The following is a 22,594-nucleotide window of genomic DNA, read 5'->3' on the forward strand; positions in this document are numbered from 1 at the left end:
TGCGGGCTAGATGAACTTCTGGCCCGCGAGGAACTCGGCCAGCTGCTTGCCGCCCTCGCCCTCGTCCTTCACGATCGTGCCCGCCGTCCGCGCCGGACGCTCCGTCGCGGAGTCGACCGCGGTCCACGCACCCGCCAGACCCACCTCGTCCGCCTCCAGACCCAGATCATCCAGATCCAGCGACTCGACCGGCTTCTTCTTCGCCGCCATGATCCCCTTGAACGAGGGGTAACGCGCCTCACCCGACTGGTCGGTCACCGACACCACCGCCGGAAGGGATGCCTCCAGCTGCTCCGAGGCGGTGTCACCGTCACGACGCCCGGTCACCACACCATCCGCGACCGTGACCTCGGACAGCAGCGTCACCTGCGGCACACCCAGACGCTCCGCCAGCAGCGCCGGCAGCACACCCATCACACCGTCCGTGGACGCCATCCCGCAGATCACCAGGTCATACCCGGTCTTCTCGACCGCCTTCGCCAGCACCAGCGACGTCCCCATCACATCCGTGCCGTGCAGATCGTCGTCCTCGACGTGAACCGCCTTGTCCGCACCCATCGACAACGCCTTGCGCAACGCGTCCTTGGCATCCTCCGGACCCACCGTCACCACGGTGATCTCCGCATCATCAGCCTCGTCAGCGATCTGCAACGCCTGCTCGACCGCGTACTCGTCCAGCTCCGACAACAGACCGTCGACATCCTCACGATCCAGCGTCAGGTCATCGGCGAAATGCCGGTCACCGGTCGCGTCGGGCACGTACTTCACACAGACAACGATCCTCAAGCTCACGCCGGCTCTCCTGCCTACCTGGGTGTGGTCCCACCTGGGTGTCGTTCGTAGTGGTGACGACACTATGGCACTCAGTACCCTCTGTAAAGGTACGCAGTGCCAAAAGTGCCGTCGCGGTGCTACGTTTCGCCGCATGAGCGAGGCGCGAGGACCCGAGAAGAAGGCACCCATGCGGGAGGTGCTCGCCCAGGCGGCCTTCCAGCTGTTCCTGGAGCGGGGCTTCGAGCGGACGACCGTGGACGACATCGTGGCCCGGGCCGGGGTGGGGCGGCGTTCGTTCTTCCGCTACTTCCCGTCCAAGGAGGACGCGGTCTTCCCGGACCATGAGCGCTGCCTCGCCGAGATGACCGAGTTCCTGGGTACCGTCGACGACAGCGACCCGGTCGGCGCGGTGTGCGACGCCGCGCGGATCGTGCTGCGGATGTACGCGGCCAACCCGGAGTTCTCCGTGCAGCGCTACCGCCTCACCCGGGAGGTGCCGGGACTGCGGACGTACGAACTGTCCGTGGTGCGCCGTTACGAACAGACCCTCGCCGGTCATCTGCGGGGCCGGTTCGGCGGGGACGGCGACGGGGAGCTGCGGGCCGAGGTGATCGCGGCGTCCGTGGTCGCCGCGCACAACAACGGGCTGCGGCTGTGGCTGCGTTCGGGCGGCGAGGGCGACCCCGAGGAGGCCGTCGATCACGCACTCGCCCTGGTGCGCGAGGTGTGGGCGCGGCCCGTCGGCCGGGCGGCCCCGGGGCGGGAGAGGGAGGTGGTGGAGGCGGCCGGGGGCGCCGGCTCGCTGCCCGTCTCCGCCGATGGCGAGGTGATCGTGATGGTGGCGCAGAAGGGCACCCCGATGTGGCGCGTCGTGCAGCAGATCGAGGCCGCCGTCGGCGAGCACTGAGCGCCGCGGCGGCGAGAACCGTGTACCAATGGGCACTCAGTGCCTTTACTGTCCGGCACTGAGTGCCATATGGTGCGGACGCGCCGGCAGTGCAGGTGCGGCGCGTCCGAGTCGAGCGCAGGGGGTCGAGCCGTGTCCCAGACAGGAATGGGCACCGTCCAGAAGGCGCACGAGGAGTGCGGCCTCTCCTACCACCGCTGCCGCTGGTGCGGCACCGCCTCGTTCCGGCGGTTGCTGTGCCCGGTGTGCGCGTCGAGCGAACTGGAGCCTGAACGCACCACCGGCCACGGCGTGGTCGTCCGCACCGCCGTGGTCCACCGCTACACCGAGGCCGCGCGCAACGAGTCCCTGGTGCGGTTCTCGGAAGGGTTCGTCTTCCGCTGCCAGATCGTGGGTGCGGCGCCGCATCTGGTGACGGTCGGAGCGCGCGTGCGGCCCGTCTCCGGGGACGAGCCGGAGACGGGCGCGGTCGTGCTGGAACTCTGTGAGCCGCCCGCACGGCGGGACTGGGTCTGAACGGGCGGGGCCTGAAGCCTCGTTCTGCCGGTCAGCCGAGCCGGTTGAGCAGTTCGGCGGCCAACGGCGCGGAGGAGGACGGGTTCTGACCGGTGATCAGGTTCCGGTCGGTGATGATGAACGGGGCCCAGGGCTCGCCCTCCTGGAAGTCCGCGCCCAGCTCCACCAGCCGGTCCTGGAGCAGCCACTTGGCCTTCTCCGCGAAGCCCGCCTGGGTCTCCTCGGTGTTGGTGAAGCCGGTCAGCCGGTACCCGGTGAACGCGTTGGCGCCGTCGGGGCCGGTCGCGGCCAGCAGCGCCGCCGGACCGTGGCAGACCACGCCGAGCGGCTTGCCCGAGGCCAGTGCTTCGGCGAGCAGCCGGCCGGAGGCCTCGTTCACCGCGAGGTCCTCCATCGGGCCGTGGCCGCCGGGGTAGAAGACCGCGTCGTACGCGTCCAGGTCCACGTCCTCCAGCGCGACGGGCCGCCGCAGCTCCTCGAACCCGTCCAGCGCGGCGGCGACCCGGTCGGCCCCTTCCTGGCCGCCGTTGAACTCGGGAGCCAGGCTGCCTCGGTCCACGGTCGGGACGACGCCGCCCGGGGTGGCGACGACCACTTCGTGGCCGGCGGCGGTGAGGGTCTCGTACGGGGTCACGGCCTCTTCGGCCCAGAAGCCCGTGGGGTGCTTCGTGCCGTCCGCCAGGGTCCAGTGGTCCGCGCCGGTCACCACGAAAAGGATCTTTGCCATGTCGTACGTCTCCGTAGGTCGAGAGAAGTGTGTGCGGGATCGAGCGTGTGCGGGGGAGTCCCGGTAAGGGCTGACTCATGCGACCGTAGGACGGATCACCCATAGGTTTCCAATAGGCTGGCAGCTATGAGAAATAAGGATCCTGATGGGTCACCGGGGCTGGGCCGGACGGCGGACGCGGCCCCGGGTCCGGGTCCGGGCGGGCCGCCGGGTCGGGCCGAGCAGCCGGGCCCGGCCGATCTGAATCTGCTGCGGACCTTCCTCGCGGTGCACCGGTCGGGGTCCTTCACCGCCGCCGCCCGGCTGCTCGGCCTGTCCCAGCCCACGGTCACCGCCCAGATGCGCGCCCTGGAGCGGCAGGTGGACCGGGAGCTGTTCGAGCGGCTGCCGCGCGGGGTCGCCCCGTCGCCGTACGCGGACGAGCTGGCGGCCCGGATCGTCGCCCCGCTGGACGCCCTCGCCGAGGTCACGGGCGATACGGTCCCGGCCGGTGAGCGCCCGGCCGCCCCCGTCCACCTGGCGGGCCCCGCCGAGCTGATGTGTCTGCGGGTGCTGCCCGCGCTGGCCCCGCTGGTCGCGGACGGGCTGCTGCTGCGCGCCGCGACCGGACTCACCGATCCGCTCCTGGACGAGCTGCGCGCGGGCCGCCACGACCTGGTCATCGCGACCGCCCGGCCGCGCGGCCGGGCGCTGTCCGCGGTGCCGCTGATGGACGAGGAGTTCGTCCTGACGGCCGCCCCGCACTGGGCCGCGCGGACCGGGGGACCGGAGCGTATCGCGGCCGAGGGCCCGGGCGTGCTGCACGGCCTGCCGCTGGTGACGTACGCCGAGGACCTGCCCATCGCCCGCCGCTACTGGCGCCACGTCTTCGGCCGCCGCCTCGACTGCCGGGCCGCCGTCACCGTCCCCGACCTGCGCGGGGTGCTCGCCGCCGTGGTGGCGGGGGCGGGCTTCACGGTGCTGCCGCGCTACCTCTGCGCGGACGAACTGGCCTCGGGCGCCCTGGTCGAGCTGTACGCCCCCGAGGACCCGCCGATCAACACCGCGTACCTGGTGCAGCGCCCCGGCTCCGCCGTCAACCCTCAGGTGGCGCGGGTGCGCGACCTGCTGGTCGAGGCGGCCCGCGCCTGGTGAGGGGGCCGCCACCGGGGTCTCTTGCCGAACGTCCCCCGGAATCAGGGCTGTTCGGCCCCCGGCATGGGACCTCGGGGCTCTCCGCCCACGCCCTCCATCGCCGCCACGGTGGTTGTCGTACACGCAACGGCGTGACGGAGCTGAGGGGTTGAGGGCGATGGCACTGCACCACGAGACGCCGGAACGAACGGGCGTGACGACCGGCGAGAGCGGTGGCTCCGGGGGGACCCGCGCGGCCGGGGGAGACGGTACGGCGTTCGGGCGAGCCACCGCCGTGCTGCGCTTCCTGACCGCGTTCACCTTCCTGTGGGCCTTCTTCGACAAGGCCTTCGGCTGGGGGTACGCCACTCCGGCGGAGCGGGCCTGGGTCGAGGGCGGATCGCCCACCCAGGGCTTCCTGAGCGGAGTGGCGGTCGGCCCGCTGGAGTCCACGTTCCATGCCTGGGCGGGTCAGGCCTGGGCCGACTGGGCCTTCATGCTCGGGCTGCTCGGCATCGGCCTCGCACTGGCGGCGGGCGTCGCCCTGCGCCTCACGGCCGTGGCGGGCACCGTGATGATGGCCCTGATGTGGGCCGCGGAATGGCCGCCCGCCCGGCACCTGTCCGACGGCGCCCCGAGCATGTCGACGAATCCGCTCATCGACTATCACGTGCTCTATGCCGCTGTCCTCGTCCTGCTGGCCGTCGCGTCGGCGGGCCGCACCTGGGGGCTGGGCCGGACCTGGGAGCGCCTGCCCCTCGTCCGCGGACGGCGCTGGCTCCTCTGACCGCCCCGCCGCCGGTGGGCCGGTCGGCCGCGCCCCCGTGCCCATCGGGCCCCGGTGCAGGGCCGAACGGCCCTGCACCGGGGCGGTGTTCCGCCGAGATGCTGATGTCAGCGGCCGGCCGAAGCGCAGGACCGCACCCACACACACGGAGGTAGACCATGATCCGGCCCGTAGTCGCAGGAGTGGACGGTTCGCCGGAGAGCCTGGCGGCGGCCGACTGGGCGGCGCGCGAGGCGACGCTGCGAGGGCTTCCGCTGCGCATCGTGCACGCCTGGCTCTGGCAGCCGCTGGACGTTCCGCTCGTGCAGAATCGGGACGCGGAGGAGCAGGCGGCCCGTGCGGTTCTGCGCGCGGCCGAGGAGCACGTGACCAGCAGGTATCCGCAGCTCACCGTCACCACGAAGGTGCTGCCCGAGACGCCCGTCGTGGCGCTGACGGCCGAGGCCGAACGCGCCGCCGTCCTGTGCCTGGGAACCCGGGGCCACGGCGCGCTGCTCGGCTTCCTGCTCGGCTCCTACGGTCAGCAGGTGCTCGCCTCCGCCAAGGGGCCGGTCGTCTCCGTACGGGCCGACGACGGCGAGGGCGCGCCCCGGGAGAGCGCCGAGGTGGTCGTCGGCCAGCAGGGTTCCCCGGAGGACAGCGCGGACGTGCTCGGCTTCGCCTTCGAGGCGGCGGCGCTGCGCGGAGCGCCGCTGCGGGCCGTACGGGCCTGGAGCCTGCCGCCCGTCTACACCTGGAGCGCGTCGTTGGCCCTCGCCGACGCCTCGGGCGGACTGGAGCCCTTCGAGCGTGAGGCGCTGCGCGCGGCCCTGGCCCCCTGGCGGGAGCGGTACCCCGATGTGAAGGTGCTGGAGGACGTCCAGTTGGGCAGCGCGGGACAGGTACTGGTCGAGGCGTCCCCGCAGGCGCGGCTGATGGTGGTCGGCCGACGGGCCCGGCGGTCGCCGATCGGCGCCCGTATCGGTTCGGCCGCCCACGCGGTGCTGCACCACGCGCGCTGCCCCGTAGCCGTCGTGCCGCACGCCTGACGGCCCGCCGCCGATGCCCGCCCCCGACACCGGGGGCGGGCATCGGCGCGTGGTGGGCGTTCGAGGCGCTCCGGCACCGGAGTGGTCAACCCGTCGACGGGCTCAGCTTGTTGAGCACCCCCGTGACACCGTCGACGCGCCAGAGGCGGGCGACGAGAGCGGGCAGCCGCGACGGGTCCGCCGAACCGGTGAGAGTGACCAGGCCGTCGCGTACCGACACGCACACCCCGCCGGGGCCCGGCCCGGGGAGCGTGGCACGCACCGTCCCGATGGCGTCGGTCCGCACCTCCTCGTCCGTACGGAGGAAGACCCGCAGGAGATCGCGGCGGGTGGTGATGCCGATCAGCCGGTCCTCCGGGTCCACCACGGGGAGCCGGTCGACGCGCCGCCGTTCCATCACCCGTGCCGCGTCCTTCACCCGCTGCTCCGGGTGGATCGTGATCGCGGGAGTCGTCATCAGGTGACGGGCGGCGACCACGGCCCCCGGCCCGTCGGCGGCCGCGCCCCGGGGGCCGCCCGTCACGTCCCCGCGGGAGACCACGCCCACGACCCGGTCCTCGGCGTCCAGCACGGGCACCGCGCCGATCCGGTGGCGGTCGAGGAGCCGGGCCACCTGCCGGGCCGGGGTGCCGGGGGCGACCGTGACGACCGTACGGGTCATCACCTCGCCCACTGTGTGCTCGCGCATGTCCTGCCCCCGGGGTCGGTCCGCCTGGTCGGTCCCAGCCTCGCGCCGTCCCCGCCGCCGCGCGAGGCCCGGCCGGGTCCCGGCCCGGGGACTGAACGTCCCTGCTCGCCCTTCCCGGCGGTACGGGTCCGGTCCTCCGCGCCGGGTCCGGTCCTTCGCGCCGGGTCCGGTCCTTCCCGGCCCCGGGGCGATGGGCGGGGGCACCCTCTAGAGTTGCGCCGAGAAGGCGCCGGGGCGTCGGGGGGAAGCGGAGGGGAATGCGCTGTGGGAGTGGAGCCGCCGCTGTCGCGGATGCCGCAGATGCGACTGGACGAACTGCTGGAGGAACTCCAGGCGAGGATCCACACGGCCAGGGGAACCAGGGACCGGGTGCACAGCCTGCTGGAGGCCGTCGTCTCCGTGGGCCGGGAGCTCGACCTGTCCCAGGTGCTGCGCCGTATCGTCGAGGCCGGGGCGCAGCTGGTCGACGCGGAGTACGGCGCGCTGGGCGTGGTCGGTCCGGACGGGCGGAGCCTGTCGCAGTTCCTCACCTCGGGCCTGACGGAGGAACAGCGGGCGCGGATCGGCCCGCTGCCGTCCGGCCACGGGCTGCTGGGCGAACTGATCCGGCACCCGGAGCCGCTGCGCCTGAGCGAACTGGGCTCGCACCGGGCGTCGTTCGGGTTTCCTGAGCATCACCCGCCGATGCGCACGTTCCTCGGCGTGCCCGTCCGGGTGCGGGACGAGGTGTTCGGGAACCTCTACCTCACGGACAAACGCGGCGGGCTGGACTTCGACGAGGAGGACGAGTCCGTCATCACCACCCTGGCGGTGGCCGCGGGCGTGGCGATCGACAACGCCCGCCTGTACGAGAGTTCGCAGCGCCAGCAGCACTGGCTACGGGCCGGGGCCGAGGTCACCCACCGGCTCTTCCAGGGCGACGTCCCGCAGGACGTGACGGAGCTGATCGCCCGGCGCGCGGGCGAGATCACCGGGGCCTGCCTCGTGACCGTGGCCGTGGCCGTCGAGGGCACGGGCGACCTGGTCGTGGAGCTGTCCGCGGGCGACGAGGCCCTCCAGGGGCTGGTCATTCCGGTCAAGGGGACGTTGCCCGGCGCGGTCGCGGCATCCGGCAAGCCCGAGGTGTCCGCCTGTCTGGGCAAGGACCCCCGCTTCCGCGACGATCCGCATCGCACGGCCGGTCCGGGGCCGACGGTCGCCGTGCCGCTGGGGACGGCCGGTGAGGGGGTCCTGCTGCTGGCCCGCGCCGCCGGCGAGCCCGTCTTCTCGGAGGCCGAGCTGGAACCGCTGCTCGCTTTCGCGGGGCAGGCGGCGCTCGCCCTGGAACTGGGCGAACGGCGGCGGGACGCCGAGGAGGTGGCCCTCCTGGAGGACCGCGACCGGATCGCCCGCGATCTCCACGACCTGGCGATCCAGCGGCTGTTCGCGACCGGCATGACGCTGCAGAGCGCGGCCCGGCTGATCGAGCACACCGGGGCCGCCGAGCGGGTGGGCCGGGCCGTCGACGACCTGGACGAGACCATCAAGATCATCAGGTCCACCATCTTCGGCCTGCGGGCCCGGGGCGAGGGTCCCGCGGCCGGCCTGCGGGCCCGCGCCTCCCGCGCCGTGGGGGACGCGGTGACCTCGCTGGGCTTTCCGCCCCGGCTGAGCATGGAGGGCCTGCTCGACACCGACGTACCGCTCGACACGGCGGAACACGTGGTGGCGGCGCTCGGGGAGCTCCTCAGCAACGCGGCCCGGCACGCCCACGCCACCCGGGTCGAGGTCAGCCTGAAGGCCACCGCGGACGACGTGCGTCTGACGGTCACCGACAACGGGCGGGGCATCCCGGAGCAGGGCCGCCGCAGCGGGCTGGACAACCTGGCCGAACGCGCCCGCCGGGCCGGCGGCTCCCTGGAGATCTCCACTCCGGACGGTGGAGGCAGCCGGCTCCTCTGGCGCGCCCCGCTCGACGGACCCGCTCCCCGTTGAACGGACCCGCAGGACATGCGGCGACCCGGCCCGTCTCTCCTCGATGAGGGCCGACCGGCCCTGTTCGAGCGGTCCGCCGGTACGGCACCATCGGGGGCATCCGCCGCGGCGGATGCCCTTCACCGATGATGGAGCGTGAGATGACGGACAACGCAGCGGACCCGGCCGGGAAGACGCCGGTGACGGTGTTCCTCCTCGACGACCACGAAGTGGTGCGCCGCGGCGTGCACGATCTGCTGGACGCCGAGCCGGACCTGACCGTCGTCGGCGAGGCGGGCACCGTGGAACAGGCGCTCGCGCGCATCCCCGCTCTGCGGCCCCAGGTCGCCGTGCTGGACGTGCGGCTGCCCGACGGGGACGGCGTCAGCGTCTGCCGCGAACTGCGCTCCCGGATGCCCGGCCTCGCCTGTCTGATGCTCACCTCCTTCGACGACGAGGAGGCGTTGCTCGACGCCATCGTGGCGGGCGCGTCCGGCTATGTGCTGAAGCAGATCACGGGCACGGACCTGGTCCAGGCCGTACGCACGGTCGCCGCGGGCCGGTCGATGCTCGACCCCGGGGCCACCGCCCGCGTGATGGCCCGGCTCCGGGACGGCGCGGCACAGGAGGAACGCCCCTCGGGCGTCGGGGCGCTCACCCCCCGGGAGCAGGAGATCCTCGTGCTCATCGGCGAGGGACTCACCAACCGGGAGATCGGACTGAGGCTCTACCTCGCGGAGAAGACGGTCAAGAACAACATCTCCCGGATCCTGGCGAAGCTCGGCGTCGAGCGCCGCGTCCAGGCCGCCGTCATCGCCGCCCAGCCCCGCAGGACCGGCTGACGCCAGGACCGGGCGCGGCCCCGGACCCGGTCCGCCGTACGACCCGCGTCAGCTGCTCCCGGCCTCCGGCGCCGCCGTCACACCGGAGGCCGTCCCCGTCGGGGAGCCGGTGGCGGCGCGCGGCCGGTCGGCGACGGCGAAGAGGGCGTGCAGCAGGACGGCCGCCAGTGTTCCCGCGACGACCCCGGACCCCAGGAGCGTACGGATCCAGCCCGGGAAGTCGTCGTAGAGGGTCGGGGAGACGATCGGCAGGAGTCCTACGGCCAGCGCCAACGCCGCGATCATCGAGTGGTTCCGCTCGGCGAGCTCGGACCGGGCGAGCATCTGGACGCCCATGACGGCGATGACCGCGTACACGACGAGCGCGGAACCCCCGACCACGGCGGGCGGCAGTCCTGCGACCGCGCGGGAGAGCGGGGAGAGGAGCCCCACGGCGACGAGGAGACCGCCGGCCGCCGCCGTCACGAAGCGGCTGCGGACCCCGGTCAGCCGGCTGATGCCGATGTTCTCGGAGCTGGTCACCATCAGCGACGCCCCCAGCGTTCCGGCGAAGAGCGACATCAGCGCGTCGGCGCGGGCGACCTTCGGGACATCACGGCCGGGATCGGCGGTGCGCCCCGAGGTCTCGCTGTTGAGGACGGTCTGGCCGGTGATCTCGGCGAGCGTGCTGAGGCTGAAGACCAGCAGCGGCAGCGCGGCGAGGACGTCGAACCGCGGTGTCCCGTACGGGAAGAGCGCCGGGAGCGAGAAGCCGCTGCCCGGGGCCGGGCTGAACGCGCCGAGCCCGCTGACCACCGCGATGGCGGTGCCCGCGGCCATGCCGATGAGCACCGCGCTCTGCCGCCACACCCCGCGCAGGAAGAGGTACGCCGTCAGCGTGACCGCCACCGTGACGCCCGCCAGGACGACCGACCCGCGCGCCGCCTCCCCGGTCGGCCCGGTGATCAGCTGCGCGGCCACCCGCACCATGGCGATCCCGATCAGCAGCACCGTCACGCCCATCACCAGCGGCGGGAAGAGCCGCACGACCCGGCCGTACAGCGGAACCACGGCCAGCAGCAGGACGGCGGCGAGGAGCACCGAGCCGCTGGCGACGGCCGGGCCGTGATCGGCGGAGATCTGGATGAACAGCGCGGTGGCGGCCCCGCCCGGCAGCATGATGAACGGCAGCCGCGCGCCGACGTTCCCGACGCCGAGCGACTGGAGCAGCGATCCGACGCCGCACAGGACGAGGACCGCGCTGAGCACCGAAGCCGTCTCCGCCGGACTCAGGCGCAGCGCGGTGGCGGTGAGGAAGACGGTCGACACGGGAGCGGCGGCCATCGCCAGGACGTGCTGGAGGGCCAGCGGAACCAGCCTCGCGAGCGGGACCCGTTCGTCGGCGGGCGCGATCGTCGCCGTCACCGTCCGGCCTCCAGCCAGGGCAGCTCGTCGGCCGCGTAACGGTAGGACCGGAAGACCGCGTTCGGCTCGGCCGGGAACAGCCCGCGCACCTCGGCCTCCTCGTAGCCGCCGAAGTGCGGCACGACGTACTCCCACACCAGCAGCCCTTCGGCGGTGACCTCGAACAGTCGGCCCGCCGGGGAGTCGGTCACCAAGGTGTTCCCGTTCGGCAGGCGTTGGGCCGATCCCATGAACGGCGCGAAGAAGGACTCGCGGGCGGGGTCGTGGTACTCCCACGCGATGTTCCCAGCCCGGTCGATCTCGATCACGCGCGAGTACGGCACGTCGTGCCCCGGGCGGAAGACGCCGTTGTCGAAGACGAGCAGATTGCCGTTCGGCAGCTCGGTGGGATGGTGCTGCTGCGATACGGTGCCGGGCGCGGTGCGCCACAGGATCTCCCCGGTCGTACGGCTGATCACGACGACCGCCGAGACGCTGCGCAGGCTCGCCAGGATGTTGCCGTCCGCGAGCGGCGTGACCGAGTTGATGAGCGGCCAGTGCTCGCGCGCGTAGTCCGGATGCAGGGCGAACGTCTCGCGGTCGAGATGCTCGCGGGCGCTCCAGGTCCACACCTCCCGGCCCTCGGCGTCCACCTGCCTGATGGTGTCCGCCCACACGACGCCGCCCGCCGCCTCCGAGCCGGGCACCCCGCCGCGCACCCCGTCGGCCTCCGCGCCGGTGAGGGGCTCCAGCGCGGTGTAGAGGATTCCGCCGTCGTCCAGGTGGTGCGCGTCGTGGTGCTGGAGCGGATCGCGGTACTCGCGCAGGGCCGTGCCGTCGGGGGCGTACACGCCGAGGACGCCGCCGCGGTACTTGTGCCACATCGGGAAGAGCGCCTTCTCGTCGGGCAGCACGCCGTTGTACGCGAGATTCCCGCCGGGCAGGATCCGGGCGTGCCGGCCGGGCCGGTACGGCAGCCGCCAGGTGTGCGCGTCCTCGCCGCGCAGATCGATCAGATGCACCGCGCCGCCGCCGGTGAGCGGGGCGAAGAGCGTGTAGCCCTCGAAGGCCTTCTCGGCGTCGAGAGCGATGAGACCGGTGCCGCGGCGGCGGCGCTGATTCTGGTCGACGGTGGACACAACAACCTCGCTTCAGAGGATCAAATTTTCTTTGATGTAGTCGAACTCCTTTGAAGCTAGGGGCGGAGTGTGTCAGCGGTGTGACGGGCGTACGAAACCTCCCGCGCCCCTGCGTAAGGTGGCTGGCCCCGGGGAGGAGACAAGATCATGAGCGATACGCGGCCGGACGGCGACGGGCGGACGGCGCCCGGTGAGCCGGGCGCCGGACTCGGCAACGCCGTGCGCCAGCGCCGACGGGCCCTCGATCTGACGCTGGCCGTGGTCGCCGAGCGCAGCGGCCTCTCGGTCCCCTTCCTCAGCCAGATCGAGAACGAGCGCGCGCGGCCCAGCATGCGTTCCCTCCAGCGCATCGCCGACGGCCTGCGGACCACCGCCGTCGAACTCCTGGCCGCCTCCAGCGCCACGGACCGGTCCGTCGACGTCGTCCGGGCCAAGGACGACTCGGGTCTCGCCACCGATACGGGGGTGCGCCCGCTCGTCCGCGGCAACCACCAGATGCACGCCCTGGAGTTCACCGGCGCCCAGCATGCCGACCGTGAATTCCTGCACGGCAACGACGAGTTGATGTACGTGGCCGACGGCACGGCCGAGGTCGAGGCGGACGGCCGCACCTACCGGCTGGAGCGCGGCGACACGCTCTACCTCACCGGCGGCGTGCGGCATCGCTGGCGCGCGACCAGCCCCGGCACCCGCGTCCTCCTGGTCTCGGTCTCCGGCCACGGCCCCGGAGGCTGAGGTCGGGCCACTGCAGCCCGTCCGGCGTTCGAGGACGGAACCTTTACGGGGGTGTTCGGCGCGCCCGTAGGGGTCCTGTGCCTCGGGGCCCTGCCGACTGCGGGCCCCGAGGCACAGGCTTCCGTCCTCAAACGCCGGACGGGCTGGGTGGGTGGCCGCCTCGCCGGCCGATCGTGATTGGGTGGAGCCATGATCGATGACTTCCTGTACGGGACCGCGGGGCACACCGGAGCGCCGGCCGACGTCGAGGCGGCCGTGCGCGCCGCGGCAGCGGCCGAGATCATGCCCCGCCACCGGAAGCTCGCCGCCCACGAGATCATCGAGAAGAGCGGCCCGCACGATCTGGTCACCGCCGCCGACCGGCTCGCCGAGGAACACCTCACCGCCGCCCTCACCAAGCTGCTGCCCGGCTCGGTCGTCGTCGGCGAGGAGGCCGTCCACGCCGACCCGGCCGTCTACGACGCGCTCGGCGGCGAGGCCCCGGTCTGGATCGTCGACCCGGTCGACGGCACCCGCCAGTTCGTCCGCGGCGAGGCCGGCTTCTGCACCCTGGTCGCCCTGGCCCTGCACGGCGAGGTCCACGCCTCGTGGACGTACGCACCGGCCCTCGGCGAGATGGCCGTCGCCGTGCGCGGCCGGGGCGCCACGCTGAACGGCGTGCCGATACGCTCCGGGTCGCCCGCCCCCGGCGCCGTGCTCGACGTGGCGATGTCGCACCCCGACTACACCACCGACGCGCAGAAGCGGGCCCTGCTCGGCCTGCGCACCGAAGGCATCGCTCCCCGCCCCTGCGGCTCGGCCGGGCTTGAATACCTCGCCGTCGCCCGCGGCGCGCAGGACGCCGTCGCCTTCAACTGGGAGCTGGCCTGGGACCACGCGGCGGGCCTGCTCCTGGTCACCGAGGCGGGCGGCGTCCAGTCGACCCTGTCCGGCGCCCCGTTCCGGATCGCGGGCGGCAACGACCTGCCGTTCACGGCGGCCCGCGACGAGGCCACCGCCCGGCGCGTCCTGGCCGCGCTGCGGTCCGGCGGCTGACCCGCCCCACCGACCCCGGGGTACCCGCGTCCGCGCTGTCGGCGCGCCGGAATATCCTGGGTCTCCGCCCGCCGGCCGACGAAGGAGTCCCCAGGTGCCCTCGATGCTTGACGCGGTCGTCGTGGGGGCCGGGCCCAACGGGCTGACCGCCGCCGCCGAACTCGCCCGCAGGGGCTTCGCCGTGGAGCTCCACGAAGCGCACGACACCGTCGGCGGTGGCGCCCGCACCGAGGAGCTGACGCTGCCGGGGTTCCGGCACGACCCCTGCTCCGCCGTGCACCCGCTCGGGATCGGCTCGCCCGCGTTCCGGGCGATGCCCCTGGCCCGGCACGGACTTGAGTGGCTGCACCCCGAGGTCGACCTCGCCCACCCCTTCCCGGACGGCACCGCCGCCGCGCTCACCCGCTCCGTCGGCGAGAGCGCGATGTCGCTGGGGCCCGTCGACGCCGGGGCCTACCGCCGCCTCCTGGCCCCCTTCCTCGGCCGCTGGGACACCCTGGCCGCCGACTTCCTGCGCACCCCCTGGGACGGTCTGCCCCGCGACCCGTACCGGCTGGCCCGCTTCGGCCTGCTCGGCCTCCAGCCCGCCACCTGGGTCTCCCGCCGCTTCCAGGGCGAGAAGGCGCGCGGTCTCTTCGCCGGGCTCGCCGCCCACGCCATAGCTCCCACCAGCGGCTTCGCCACCTCGGCGATCGCCCTCGTCTTCGCGCTCGCCGCCCACGAGAACGGCTGGCCGGTGCCGCGCGGCGGCTCCCAGGCCATCTCGGACGCCCTCGCCTCCTACCTCCGGGAACAGGGCGGGACCATCCGCACCGGCAGCGAGGTCAAGCGGCTGGACGAACTCCCGCCCGCCCGCGCCTACATCTTCGACACCTCGCCCTCCGCGCTCGCCCGGATCGCGGACCTCGGCTCGGCGTACAGCCACTACCGCTACGGCGCCGCCGCCTTCAAGATCGACTACGCCCTGTCCGGCCCCGTCCCCTGGACCGCCGAGGAGGCTCGCCGCGCGGGCACCGTCCACATCGGCCCCACCGCCGGAGTCATCGACACGGCGCTGCGGGCCGCCGTCGAGGGCCGCGACCCCGACGTCCCCTTCCTCATCACCGCCCAGCCGAGCCTCATCGACCCCTCCCGGGCCCCCGAAGGACGCCATGTCTTCTGGGTGTACGGGCATGTCCCGGCCGGCTGGGAGGGCGACGCCACCGACGTCATCGAACGCCGACTGGAGCGCTTCGCCCCCGGGTTCCGCGATCTGGTGCTCGCCCGCGCGATCTCCGGACCGCCGCAGCTCGCCGAGCGCAACGCCAACTACATCGGCGGCGACATCGCCTGCGGAGCCTTCTCGGGCCTGCAGACCCTCATCCGCCCCAAGCTCGCCCGCGTCCCGTACGCGACCGCGCACCCGGCGGTCTTCCTCTGCTCCTCGGCCACCCCGCCAGGACCCGGCGTGCACGGCATGTCCGGCCACCACGCCGCCAAGGCCGTATGGCGACGGCTGCGGGCCTCCTGAACGCCTCCGGTCAGCGGGGCGCCCAACGCCGTTGCGCGGCACCGCCGATGTGGTCGCCGAGCACGGTGCCCACGCCGATGGAGGCCGTGGTGACGAACGCCAGCACCGCGTAGCCGCCCGCCCCGGGAACATGCAGCCCGTACTGGAGCAGGCTGCGGTAGACGTCCGGACCGGGCAGCAGGGCCCCCGCGATACCGGGCACCACCAGGGACCGCGAGGGGATCCGCAGGAGCGGCGCCACGGCGCCCGCCGCCGCGCCCAGCACCGCCGCCGCCCCCAGGACCGCCAGCGGGGTGGGCTGCCCCAGCTCCTGGTGCAGGACACCGTTGACCAGACCGGCCACCACGCCCGCGCCCATCGCCCACGGCAGCAGCCGGGGCGGCCCGCCCATGAAGATCGCGTTGCCCAGCGCCCCGACGGCGGAGGTCACCAGGGACAGCGCCAACGGCAGCGCGCGGAAAGCCGTGTTGCGGGCGTCCACATCGGCGTCCCGCAGCAGGAACGCCACCAGGGAGATCCCGCCGATCATCGACGCCAGGAACATGCCCACACTGATCAGCCGTCCGGCGGCCATCGCCCGGAACCCCGAGATGGCGTCCTCCGCGAGGCTCACCACCGACAGGATCGGCAGGAGCAGCACCATGTTGGCCGCGGCCACGCTCGCCGCCTCGCCCCCGGTCAGCACATGCGCGTCGGCCAGCAGCATCGTCAGCCCGATGACCGCGGCGGTCTGGAGCCCGGTGACGTAGAACGAGGGCAGCCCGTTGGTGCCCAGCGCCCAGCCGAAGCGGTTGCCCACCAGGAACACCACGGTCGAGACGGCCGCCGCCTTCGGCGTCCCCGAGGCGAGCACACAGAGCATGGCGGCCAGCAGCGCGCCGCCCAGCACCTTGGTCCACCAGGGCCAGTAGCCCTTCAGCGAGATGATGCGGGTCAGTTCGCGCTCGGCGTCCAGCGGCCTCAGGTCCTCGTCCAGCACCCGGTGGGTCAGCGCGCTCAGATCGTCCAGCTGGCGCAGATCGCGGCTGTCCTCCGAACCCGTCTCCATCATCATCGTCAGCGGCCGGGCTCCGGGCGGCGCGTACTGGGCCTGAACGGTCCGTGCGGTGACGTCGACCGTCATATGGTCCATGCCCCAGTGCGCGGTGACCGCGACGATCGACGACTCGATGGCCCGGGTCTCCGCCCCCGCGAGGAACAACTCCCGCCCGTGGCGGAGCGCGAACCGCATACAGGCGACGGCGGTGCGCTCGTCCACGTCGTGCGGTTCGGGGAAGGCGTACCCCTCGAACTCCGTTCCGTACAGCCGGTCCAGCAGCGTCGACTCGTTGTCCCGCAACCGGGCCAGCTGCTCGCGCCGCGCCCGCCGTCTGGCCAGGAACGTGGTGCCGGACGCGTCGTCTGAGGACACGGGTGCGCCCCTCCCCTGAGTAGCCACCGCCGACAGCGCGGAGAGCCGACAGCGCGGAGAACGGTGATGTGGTGATGTACCGGGACATTCTGCCCCTTGGGCGGTCGGCCGGGCGGCAGCGGAACGCCGCGCGTCACCGCACGGCGGCGACCCGGTGCGGTTCGCGCGGGCCGGTCCGCCGGACCGGGCGGCGAAGGCCCCCGGCGCGCGGCATGATGTCCGCATGAGCACCTCTGTCTCTCCCGCCGTACGTCTGGTCCGCGGCGACATCACCGACCAGTCCGTGGACGTCATCGTCAACGCGGCGAACTCCTCGCTCCTCGGCGGCGGCGGGGTCGACGGCGCCATCCACCGGCGCGGCGGACCCGACATCCTCGCCGCCTGCCGTGAACTGCGCGCCTCGCACTACGGGAAGGGGCTGCCCACCGGGCAGGCCGTCGCCACGACCGCCGGACGCCTCGACGCGCAGTGGATCGTGCACACGGTCGGCCCGGTCTTCTCCGGCGCCCAGGACCGCTCCGCCCTGCTCGCCTCCTGCTACCGCGAATCCCTGCGCCTGGCAGCGGAGTTGGGGGCCAAGTCCATCGCGTTCCCGGCGATCTCCACCGGTATCTACGGCTGGCCGATGGACGACGGGGCCCGGATCGCGGTGCGCACGGTGCTGGCGGAGACCGTGGAGCCGGTCGAGGAGGTGCGCTTCGTGCTCTTCGACGCGCACGCGTACGTGGAGTTCGAGGAAGTCCTCGCGATGCGCGGCTGAGCGGGCTCCCGGGGTGGTTCCCGGGGGCGGCTCCGGCGTCGCGAGGCCCATGTCGGATTTCCGCCAGCCAGGCCCCTGACCGGTGACCCATCCTGGAACCATGCACACCGACACCGAGCGCTGCGTGCGGGCCGTCCAGTCCAAGGACGCCCGCTTCGACGGCTGGTTCTTCACCGCGGTCCTGACCACCCGGATCTACTGTCGCCCCAGCTGCCCCGTCGTGCCGCCCAAGGTCGCCAACATGACCTTCTACCCGAGCGCCGCGGCCTGCCAGCAGGCGGGCTTCCGGGCCTGCAAGCGGTGCCGCCCCGACACCAGTCCCGGTTCCCCCGAGTGGAACGCCCGCGCCGACTCGGTCGCCCGCGCCATGCGCCTGATCCGGGACGGGGTCGTCGACCGAGAGGGCGTGCCCGGGCTCGCCTCCCGGCTCGGCTACTCCGCCCGCCAGATCGAACGCCAGCTGCTGGCCGAGCTGGGCGCGGGCCCGCTGGCCCTGGCCCGCGCCCAGCGCGCGCAGACCGCCCGCCTCCTCATCGAGACGACCGAACTGCCCATGGCCCAGGTGGCGTTCGCCGCGGGCTTCTCCTCGATCCGCACCTTCAACGAGACGGTCCGCGAGGTCTTCGGCCTGGCCCCCGGCGAACTGCGCACCCGCGCCGCCCGGGGCCCGCGGGCCACCGCCGTACCGGGCGTCATCGCCCTCCGCCTGCCGTACCGGGCTCCGCTCAACCCGAGCAACCTCTTCGGTCACCTCGCCGCGACCGCCGTCCCCGGCGTGGAGGAGTGGCGCGACGGCGCGTACCGCCGCACCCTCACCCTCCCGTACGGACACGGCGTCGTCGCCCTCGCCCCGGCCCCCGACCACATCGCCTGCCGGCTCTCGCTCACCGACCCCCGCGACCTCACCCGGGCCATCAGCCGGTGCCGCTGGCTCCTCGACCTGGACGCGGACCCGGTCGCCGTGGACGCCCAGCTGCGCACCGACCCGCTGCTCGCCCCGCTGGTCGACGCGGGCCCGGGCCGCCGGGTGCCCCGTACGGTGGACGGCGCGGAGTTCGCGGTACGCGCGGTGCTCGGCCAGCAGGTCTCCACCGCCGCCGCCCGCACCCACGCGGCCCGCCTGGTTACCGCCCACGGAGTGCCGGTCGAGGACCCCGAGGGCGGCCTGACCCACCTCTTCCCGACGCCGGAGGCCCTGGCGGGCCTCGATCCGGAGGCCCTGGCCCTGCCGCGCACCCGGCGCACCACCCTCACCACGCTCGTCGCCGCCCTCGCCGAGGACCGGCTGCGGCTCGACACCGACACCGACTGGGAGCGGGCCCGCACCGAGCTGGCCGCGCTGCCCGGCTTCGGCCCCTGGACGGTCGAGTCCATCGCCATGCGGGCCCTCGGCGACCCCGACGCCTTCCTCCCCACCGACCTGGGCATCCGCCGGGCCGCCGAGCGCCTCGGGCTGCCGGCCACCCCCGCCGCCCTCACCGCACGGGCCGCCGACTGGCGCCCCTGGCGGGCGTACGCCGTGCAGTACCTCTGGACGGTGGACGACCACCCCATCAACCACCTGCCCGCCTGAAGGAGACCCCCATGACCGCCCTGACCCCCGCCACGACCCCCGTCGCCGCGACCAAGCAGCACACGGTTCTCGACAGCCCCTACGGCCCGCTGACGCTCGTCGCCACCGACGGCGTCCTCTCCGCCCTCTACATGACCGACCAGCGCCACCGCCCGCCCGAGGAGACCTTCGGCGTACCCGACCCGGAGCCCTTCGCCGAGGTGATCCGGCAGCTCACGGAGTACTTCGCCGGAGACCGCACCGCCTTCGACCTGCCGTTGAACCTCGCGGGCACCCCGTTCCAGCGGAGCGTCTGGGCGGAGCTGCTGAAGATCCCGTACGGCGAGACCCGTACGTACGGCGAACTGGCCGAGGAACTGGGCAAACCGGGCGCCTCACGGGCCGTCGGCCTGGCAAACGGCAAGAATCCGGTCGGGATCATCGTGCCGTGCCACCGGGTGATCGGAGCCTCCGGGAGCCTCACCGGATACGGCGGCGGCCTGGACCGCAAGCAGCGGCTGCTCGCGTTCGAGAGCGGCGGTACGGGGGACGGGGCGCAGGCCCTGTTCTGAGCGCGGGCGGGGGAGCGGTCCCGGACGCGGTCCCGGGCCGGACGCGGGCGGGGGCGTACCGAAGCCGGTACGCCCCCGTCTCTCCGCGCGCTCTCCGCGCGCCCGCGCACCGGCCTCAGCCGGTGAAGATCTCCACAGCCGTCCAGACGGCGAGGCCCAGCATGCAGATCCCGCCGATGCGCTGCACGGTCTTCAGCGGTACGCGCTTGGCGATGAACTTCCCCGCGAGCAGCGCCAGCGCCGACACCGACATCAGGGCGGCGGCCGAGCCGAGCGCCGTGGACCAGGCGCCGTTGCTCGCCGCGAGGTTGGCCGTGGTGATCTGCGTCAGGTCGCCCCACTCGCTGATGAAGACCGCCATGAACGCGGTCGAGTAGACCGGCCAGAAACCGGTCACGGTCTTCACCTCGGTCTCCTCGTCGTCCCCGCCGCTGCCGCGCAGCAGGAGGAACGCGCCGAGCGCGAAGAGCGAGGCCGAGACCAGCTTGACGATCCAGTCGGGCAGCAGGCCGATGAGGCCGCCCGCACCCACGGCGATGGCGACGTGCACGATGAACGCGGACGAGGTGCCGAACCACACATAGAGCGGCCGCATCCGCGTGCCCATGGCCAGCGACGCGAACATCGTCTTGTCGGGGAGCTCCGCGAGGAAGATCAGCCCGAAGGCGGTGATGATCGCCAGGGGGTCGAGGTGCATTCCGGGTGGCTTTCTGTTCGAGCCGGGCCCCGGATCTTCGCGAAGCGCCGCTCGGGCTCTTTCGGAGGACCACTCGGCCCGGCATGACGGCAGCGCCCACAGGACGTGGACGTGTCATACAGGACCGAAGGTCTCGCCCGCCCGTGGAGCCCTTCGACAGGACTCACGAGCCCGGCCACCGGGAACCCGAGGGCTCCAGTATGTCGACGACCGGTTTGCGGGGCTACTCCCCTTCGCAGCCGTCAACACTACCCCACCCGGCCGGGCGAGGGCGCTGGTGTTCGATCCGTGGGCGCCTCGGTAGAGTCGTGATGATCACCCGTGCCACCGGTGGTCCACTCCACATCACCCACCGCGACGGGAAGTGCCCCCATGAGCCGCCGCCCCCGCAAGGACGTGCCCGCCCAGAGCGTCCCCCGGCCCACCGTCAGCGTCTGCCGGGGCTGCTGCTGCGGCACCGAGAAGATCCCCGGCGTCGACCACGCGGCCCAGCTGGCCCGGCTCCGCTCCGGCCTGGAGGGCGCCGCCACCGTACGGGCGGTCGAGTGCCTGGACGCCTGCGAGCAGGGCAACGTGATCGTCGTGCAGCCCTCCGCCGACGGCCGGCGCGCCGGGGGCCGGCCGGTCTGGCTGGGCCTGGTCAACGACGAGCACGCCGAGCAGGACATCGTGACCTGGGCGGCGGCCGGCGGCCCGGGCCTCGCGGACGCCCCGGACATCCTCGACCTGTACGTCTTCAAGCCCTCGCGCCGGATCTCGGCGGGCCTGGACGGCTGAGGCCCGGAACGGTCCAGCGGCCCACCCGCCCGCCGTCACAGGCCCTGGGCCAGCCGGTGGAGGCGCAGGGCCAGCTGGATCTCCAGCGTGCGGCGGTGACGAGGGCGGTACGCCCCCTGAGGTCCACGGCCCCGGCGTCCGGCGCCGGGGAACCGGGCGCTGCGTGAAATCGCCTCGTCATGGCCGGAAAGGCTAGAGACGCTCCGCCGGGCATCCCATGGCGTGGATCTCCACAGTGGGCGGGCGGGAAGTGGCGGACATCGCCACCCGCCGAACCGTGGGTGACGCCCGGGGCACCAGGGGCCACGGGAGGCTCACCACGACGAACAGGACGGAACGGGGCTCTCCGAAGTGGAGGGCCCCGTCAGGGGGGCGCGTGAAGCCGGCTGCGGCTACCGGCTCACCGGTCCAGGGGCAGCGGGCGAGCAGCTCGGCGGGGGAGGTGCCCTCCGGCGGCCTCGCGGACCTCGGCCGGCCGCTCGGCGGAGCTGGTCATCCGCGCGCGATCAGTCCCGCCCGCAGCAGGAGGCCCAGGCCCCAGTCGTCCACCCCGCAGTTGTCGGACACCACCCTCAGCCCGCCTGTGCCCCGCTCCAGCAGAGCGTGGATCAGCACACCGGGTATGCCGCACAGCCCGAAACCGCCCACCGCAAGCGACGCCCCGCGCGCCACGCCCGCGACCGCGTCCGCCGCGTCGGCGACCACCTTGTCCCTGCTCATCCGTACCCCTCTCGCCGCATCGGCTGCGAGGAGACCAGGAACCCGCGACGGCCCGGCGATGGCGGCCGGCCACACATCGGCGCCGGACACGATGGTGGTCCCGACCGTCCGGCGCGTGCTCTTCGGGGAATGCGGCCCGCGCGCGGAACGTGCCGGGGTAGGGTCCGCGCATGGCCAAGGTGACCGTCAGTCTGGACGCCGAACTCGTCGTCGAAGTCATGGTGCTCGCGGGGGTCGGGAACCCTCAGGACGCCGTCGAACTCGTGGTGCGCGACTACATCGCGCGCGGCCACCGCACCGAGGCCGTGGTCGCCGAGCGCGAGGGTGCGGCGCGCGAGGTGGAGATCAAACCCGAGGCGCAGCAGGGCTGACCGCCCGCAGCCCCTTTCTCGCGACCTTCGCGCGACTACGCGACCGGCTCGCCGTCCTCCAGCTCCACCGGCCCGCCGCCGGAGGCCAGGACCGCCAGCGCCGCCCGTACCCGGTGGCGGAGCGCGCCGAGCAGAAAGCCGTCCAGATCGGCGGGCGCCACCAGCCGCCAGGACAGCAGTTCCTCCTCCTGAAGCCGGATCGCCGCCAGCTGGGCGGCGGTGAGCACCCCGCCGTCGTACACGTACGCCACGATCGGCGGCCGGCCCACGCCCCGCACCCAGTCCACGGCGAGCAGCCGTCCCGGGGCCACGTCGAGGCCGATCTCCTCCGCCGTCTCGCGCCGGGCACCCTGCCGGGGGCTCTCGCCAGTGTCCGACTCGACCGTCCCGCCGGGCAGCGCCCAGCCCTCGCGGTAGTTCGGCTCGACGAGCAGGATCCGCCCGTCCACGTCACGGAAGAGGGCGGCGGCACCGGCCAGGACCCGGGGGAGCCCGGCGATGTACGCGGCGTAGTCGGCATCGGGAGTCGTCACGGCCGACAGCGTAGTGGCCCGGTCCGGACCGCACGGCCGTGGACGGCCATGGGCAGATCAGGGG

General features: G+C 73.5%; 23 protein-coding genes and 1 pseudogene. 15 read left to right on the top strand and 9 right to left on the bottom strand.

Annotated features, from left to right (window positions below; genetic code table 11):
- Window positions 1-6 precede the first annotated feature (6 nt).
- Window positions 7-792, bottom strand: a complete 786-nt coding sequence (locus G3I54_RS34365; RefSeq protein ID WP_164620683.1) for an electron transfer flavoprotein subunit beta/FixA family protein — start codon at window positions 790-792, stop codon at window positions 7-9.
- Between the two features lie 169 nt (window positions 793-961).
- Here G3I54_RS34365 and G3I54_RS34370 point away from each other — a divergent pair, with 169 nt between their 5' ends.
- The gene (locus tag G3I54_RS34370; RefSeq protein ID WP_164620914.1) at window positions 962-1,681 is read left to right on the top strand and encodes a TetR family transcriptional regulator; all 720 of its coding nucleotides are present in this window, start codon (window positions 962-964) and stop codon (window positions 1,679-1,681) included.
- Window positions 1,682-1,828: 147 nt separating this feature from the next.
- A complete protein-coding gene (locus tag G3I54_RS34375) occupies window positions 1,829-2,197 on the top strand; it encodes a hypothetical protein (RefSeq protein WP_097915682.1) in 369 nt (122 codons plus the stop codon).
- Window positions 2,198-2,228: 31 nt separating this feature from the next.
- On the opposite strand, the gene G3I54_RS34380 is transcribed toward G3I54_RS34375, so the two are convergent.
- Window positions 2,229-2,924 carry a type 1 glutamine amidotransferase domain-containing protein gene (locus G3I54_RS34380; RefSeq protein WP_164620685.1) on the bottom strand — a complete coding sequence of 232 codons (696 nt, stop codon included), beginning with the start codon at window positions 2,922-2,924 and terminating at the stop codon, window positions 2,229-2,231.
- A gap of 126 nt (window positions 2,925-3,050) precedes the next feature.
- On the opposite strand from G3I54_RS34380, the gene G3I54_RS34385 reads away from it, so the two are divergent.
- The 3 genes from G3I54_RS34385 (at window position 3,051) to G3I54_RS34395 (ending at window position 5,852) form a co-directional block, all read left to right on the top strand.
- Window positions 3,051-4,058 (top strand): LysR family transcriptional regulator, encoded by a 1,008-nt coding sequence (locus G3I54_RS34385; protein WP_203687633.1) that lies wholly within the window; start codon window positions 3,051-3,053, stop codon window positions 4,056-4,058.
- Between the two features lie 157 nt (window positions 4,059-4,215).
- On the top strand, window positions 4,216-4,824 hold the full coding sequence (locus tag G3I54_RS34390) for a DoxX family membrane protein (protein ID WP_164620687.1): 609 nt from the start codon (window positions 4,216-4,218) through the stop codon (window positions 4,822-4,824).
- Between the two features lie 158 nt (window positions 4,825-4,982).
- Window positions 4,983-5,852, top strand: a complete 870-nt coding sequence (locus tag G3I54_RS34395) for a universal stress protein (RefSeq protein ID WP_164620689.1) — start codon at window positions 4,983-4,985, stop codon at window positions 5,850-5,852.
- An 85-nt stretch (window positions 5,853-5,937) separates the two neighbouring features.
- Here the strand turns inward: G3I54_RS34395 and G3I54_RS34400 are convergent, their stop codons facing one another.
- Window positions 5,938-6,540 (bottom strand): CBS domain-containing protein, encoded by a 603-nt coding sequence (locus G3I54_RS34400; RefSeq protein WP_164620691.1) that lies wholly within the window; start codon window positions 6,538-6,540, stop codon window positions 5,938-5,940.
- A 300-nt stretch (window positions 6,541-6,840) separates the two neighbouring features.
- On the opposite strand from G3I54_RS34400, the gene G3I54_RS34405 reads away from it, so the two are divergent.
- On the top strand, window positions 6,841-8,514 hold the full coding sequence (locus G3I54_RS34405) for a GAF domain-containing sensor histidine kinase (RefSeq protein ID WP_164620918.1): 1,674 nt from the start codon (window positions 6,841-6,843) through the stop codon (window positions 8,512-8,514).
- Window positions 8,515-8,654: 140 nt separating this feature from the next.
- On the top strand, window positions 8,655-9,335 hold the full coding sequence (locus tag G3I54_RS34410; RefSeq protein WP_203687635.1) for a response regulator transcription factor: 681 nt from the start codon (window positions 8,655-8,657) through the stop codon (window positions 9,333-9,335).
- Between the two features lie 48 nt (window positions 9,336-9,383).
- Here the strand turns inward: G3I54_RS34410 and G3I54_RS34415 are convergent, their stop codons facing one another.
- Window positions 9,384-10,739 carry a solute carrier family 23 protein gene (locus tag G3I54_RS34415; RefSeq protein WP_343240499.1) on the bottom strand — a complete coding sequence of 452 codons (1,356 nt, stop codon included), beginning with the start codon at window positions 10,737-10,739 and terminating at the stop codon, window positions 9,384-9,386.
- Window positions 10,736-11,857 carry an arylsulfotransferase family protein gene (locus G3I54_RS34420; protein ID WP_164620696.1) on the bottom strand — a complete coding sequence of 374 codons (1,122 nt, stop codon included), beginning with the start codon at window positions 11,855-11,857 and terminating at the stop codon, window positions 10,736-10,738. Before G3I54_RS34420 ends, G3I54_RS34415 begins: the two co-directional genes overlap by 4 nt.
- A gap of 147 nt (window positions 11,858-12,004) precedes the next feature.
- On the opposite strand from G3I54_RS34420, the gene G3I54_RS34425 reads away from it, so the two are divergent.
- From G3I54_RS34425 to G3I54_RS34435, 3 genes are all read left to right on the top strand, one after another.
- Window positions 12,005-12,592: an XRE family transcriptional regulator gene (locus G3I54_RS34425; protein WP_164620698.1), complete on the top strand. Its 588-nt coding sequence runs from the start codon at window positions 12,005-12,007 to the stop codon at window positions 12,590-12,592.
- Window positions 12,593-12,781: 189 nt separating this feature from the next.
- Window positions 12,782-13,627, top strand: coding sequence for an inositol monophosphatase family protein (locus tag G3I54_RS34430; protein ID WP_164620700.1), 846 nt, complete (start codon window positions 12,782-12,784; stop codon window positions 13,625-13,627).
- Window positions 13,628-13,721: 94 nt separating this feature from the next.
- Entirely contained in the window at window positions 13,722-15,137 is a 1,416-nt protein-coding gene (locus G3I54_RS34435) for an NAD(P)/FAD-dependent oxidoreductase (RefSeq protein ID WP_164620702.1), read from the top strand.
- Between the two features lie 10 nt (window positions 15,138-15,147).
- Here the strand turns inward: G3I54_RS34435 and G3I54_RS34440 are convergent, their stop codons facing one another.
- Window positions 15,148-16,548 (bottom strand): threonine/serine exporter family protein, encoded by a 1,401-nt coding sequence (locus tag G3I54_RS34440; protein ID WP_343240500.1) that lies wholly within the window; start codon window positions 16,546-16,548, stop codon window positions 15,148-15,150.
- Between the two features lie 223 nt (window positions 16,549-16,771).
- Here G3I54_RS34440 and G3I54_RS34445 point away from each other — a divergent pair, with 223 nt between their 5' ends.
- The 3 genes from G3I54_RS34445 (at window position 16,772) to G3I54_RS34455 (ending at window position 19,432) form a co-directional block, all read left to right on the top strand.
- Window positions 16,772-17,308, top strand: a complete 537-nt coding sequence (locus G3I54_RS34445) for an O-acetyl-ADP-ribose deacetylase (RefSeq protein ID WP_164620706.1) — start codon at window positions 16,772-16,774, stop codon at window positions 17,306-17,308.
- Window positions 17,309-17,408: 100 nt separating this feature from the next.
- The gene (locus tag G3I54_RS34450; RefSeq protein ID WP_164620707.1) at window positions 17,409-18,881 is read left to right on the top strand and encodes an AlkA N-terminal domain-containing protein; all 1,473 of its coding nucleotides are present in this window, start codon (window positions 17,409-17,411) and stop codon (window positions 18,879-18,881) included.
- 11 nt (window positions 18,882-18,892) lie between these two features.
- Entirely contained in the window at window positions 18,893-19,432 is a 540-nt protein-coding gene (locus tag G3I54_RS34455) for a methylated-DNA--[protein]-cysteine S-methyltransferase (protein WP_164620709.1), read from the top strand.
- 115 nt (window positions 19,433-19,547) lie between these two features.
- On the opposite strand, the gene G3I54_RS34460 is transcribed toward G3I54_RS34455, so the two are convergent.
- Window positions 19,548-20,129, bottom strand: coding sequence for a TMEM165/GDT1 family protein (locus G3I54_RS34460; RefSeq protein ID WP_164620711.1), 582 nt, complete (start codon window positions 20,127-20,129; stop codon window positions 19,548-19,550).
- Between the two features lie 372 nt (window positions 20,130-20,501).
- Between G3I54_RS34460 and G3I54_RS34465 the strand changes: the two genes are divergently transcribed.
- Window positions 20,502-20,906, top strand: a complete 405-nt coding sequence (locus G3I54_RS34465; RefSeq protein WP_164620713.1) for a (2Fe-2S) ferredoxin domain-containing protein — start codon at window positions 20,502-20,504, stop codon at window positions 20,904-20,906.
- 498 nt (window positions 20,907-21,404) lie between these two features.
- Here the strand turns inward: G3I54_RS34465 and G3I54_RS34470 are convergent.
- Window positions 21,405-21,626: pseudogene (locus G3I54_RS34470) on the bottom strand (CoA-transferase); the annotation flags it as partial.
- Window positions 21,627-21,796: 170 nt separating this feature from the next.
- On the opposite strand from G3I54_RS34470, the gene G3I54_RS34475 reads away from it, so the two are divergent.
- A complete protein-coding gene (locus tag G3I54_RS34475; protein WP_065476793.1) occupies window positions 21,797-21,997 on the top strand; it encodes a type II toxin-antitoxin system VapB family antitoxin in 201 nt (66 codons plus the stop codon).
- A 35-nt stretch (window positions 21,998-22,032) separates the two neighbouring features.
- Here the strand turns inward: G3I54_RS34475 and G3I54_RS34480 are convergent, their stop codons facing one another.
- Window positions 22,033-22,530: an NUDIX hydrolase gene (locus G3I54_RS34480; RefSeq protein ID WP_164620715.1), complete on the bottom strand. Its 498-nt coding sequence runs from the start codon at window positions 22,528-22,530 to the stop codon at window positions 22,033-22,035.
- Between the last annotated feature and the right edge of the window lie 64 nt (window positions 22,531-22,594).

The organism is Streptomyces sp. SID14515, from assembly GCF_010548505.1.
Lineage (GTDB): Bacteria > Actinomycetota > Actinomycetes > Streptomycetales > Streptomycetaceae > Streptomyces > Streptomyces caviscabies.

Bases quoted from the DNA above. Each gene is read 5' to 3' on its own strand.
- G3I54_RS34370 (WP_164620914.1), top strand. From the start codon at position 962: ATGCGGGAGGTGCTCGCCCAGGCGGCCTTCCAGCTGTTCCTGGAGCGG.
- G3I54_RS34375 (WP_097915682.1), top strand. From the start codon at position 1,829: ATGGGCACCGTCCAGAAGGCGCACGAGGAGTGCGGCCTCTCCTACCAC.
- G3I54_RS34380 (WP_164620685.1), bottom strand. From the start codon at position 2,924: ATGGCAAAGATCCTTTTCGTGGTGACCGGCGCGGACCACTGGACCCTG.
- G3I54_RS34385 (WP_203687633.1), top strand. From the start codon at position 3,051: ATGAGAAATAAGGATCCTGATGGGTCACCGGGGCTGGGCCGGACGGCG.
- G3I54_RS34390 (WP_164620687.1), top strand. From the start codon at position 4,216: ATGGCACTGCACCACGAGACGCCGGAACGAACGGGCGTGACGACCGGC.
- G3I54_RS34395 (WP_164620689.1), top strand. From the start codon at position 4,983: ATGATCCGGCCCGTAGTCGCAGGAGTGGACGGTTCGCCGGAGAGCCTG.
- G3I54_RS34400 (WP_164620691.1), bottom strand. From the start codon at position 6,540: ATGCGCGAGCACACAGTGGGCGAGGTGATGACCCGTACGGTCGTCACG.
- G3I54_RS34405 (WP_164620918.1), top strand. From the start codon at position 6,841: ATGCGACTGGACGAACTGCTGGAGGAACTCCAGGCGAGGATCCACACG.
- G3I54_RS34410 (WP_203687635.1), top strand. From the start codon at position 8,655: ATGACGGACAACGCAGCGGACCCGGCCGGGAAGACGCCGGTGACGGTG.
- G3I54_RS34425 (WP_164620698.1), top strand. From the start codon at position 12,005: ATGAGCGATACGCGGCCGGACGGCGACGGGCGGACGGCGCCCGGTGAG.
- G3I54_RS34430 (WP_164620700.1), top strand. From the start codon at position 12,782: ATGATCGATGACTTCCTGTACGGGACCGCGGGGCACACCGGAGCGCCG.
- G3I54_RS34445 (WP_164620706.1), top strand. From the start codon at position 16,772: ATGAGCACCTCTGTCTCTCCCGCCGTACGTCTGGTCCGCGGCGACATC.
- G3I54_RS34450 (WP_164620707.1), top strand. From the start codon at position 17,409: ATGCACACCGACACCGAGCGCTGCGTGCGGGCCGTCCAGTCCAAGGAC.
- G3I54_RS34455 (WP_164620709.1), top strand. From the start codon at position 18,893: ATGACCGCCCTGACCCCCGCCACGACCCCCGTCGCCGCGACCAAGCAG.
- G3I54_RS34460 (WP_164620711.1), bottom strand. From the start codon at position 20,129: ATGCACCTCGACCCCCTGGCGATCATCACCGCCTTCGGGCTGATCTTC.
- G3I54_RS34465 (WP_164620713.1), top strand. From the start codon at position 20,502: ATGAGCCGCCGCCCCCGCAAGGACGTGCCCGCCCAGAGCGTCCCCCGG.
- G3I54_RS34475 (WP_065476793.1), top strand. From the start codon at position 21,797: ATGGCCAAGGTGACCGTCAGTCTGGACGCCGAACTCGTCGTCGAAGTC.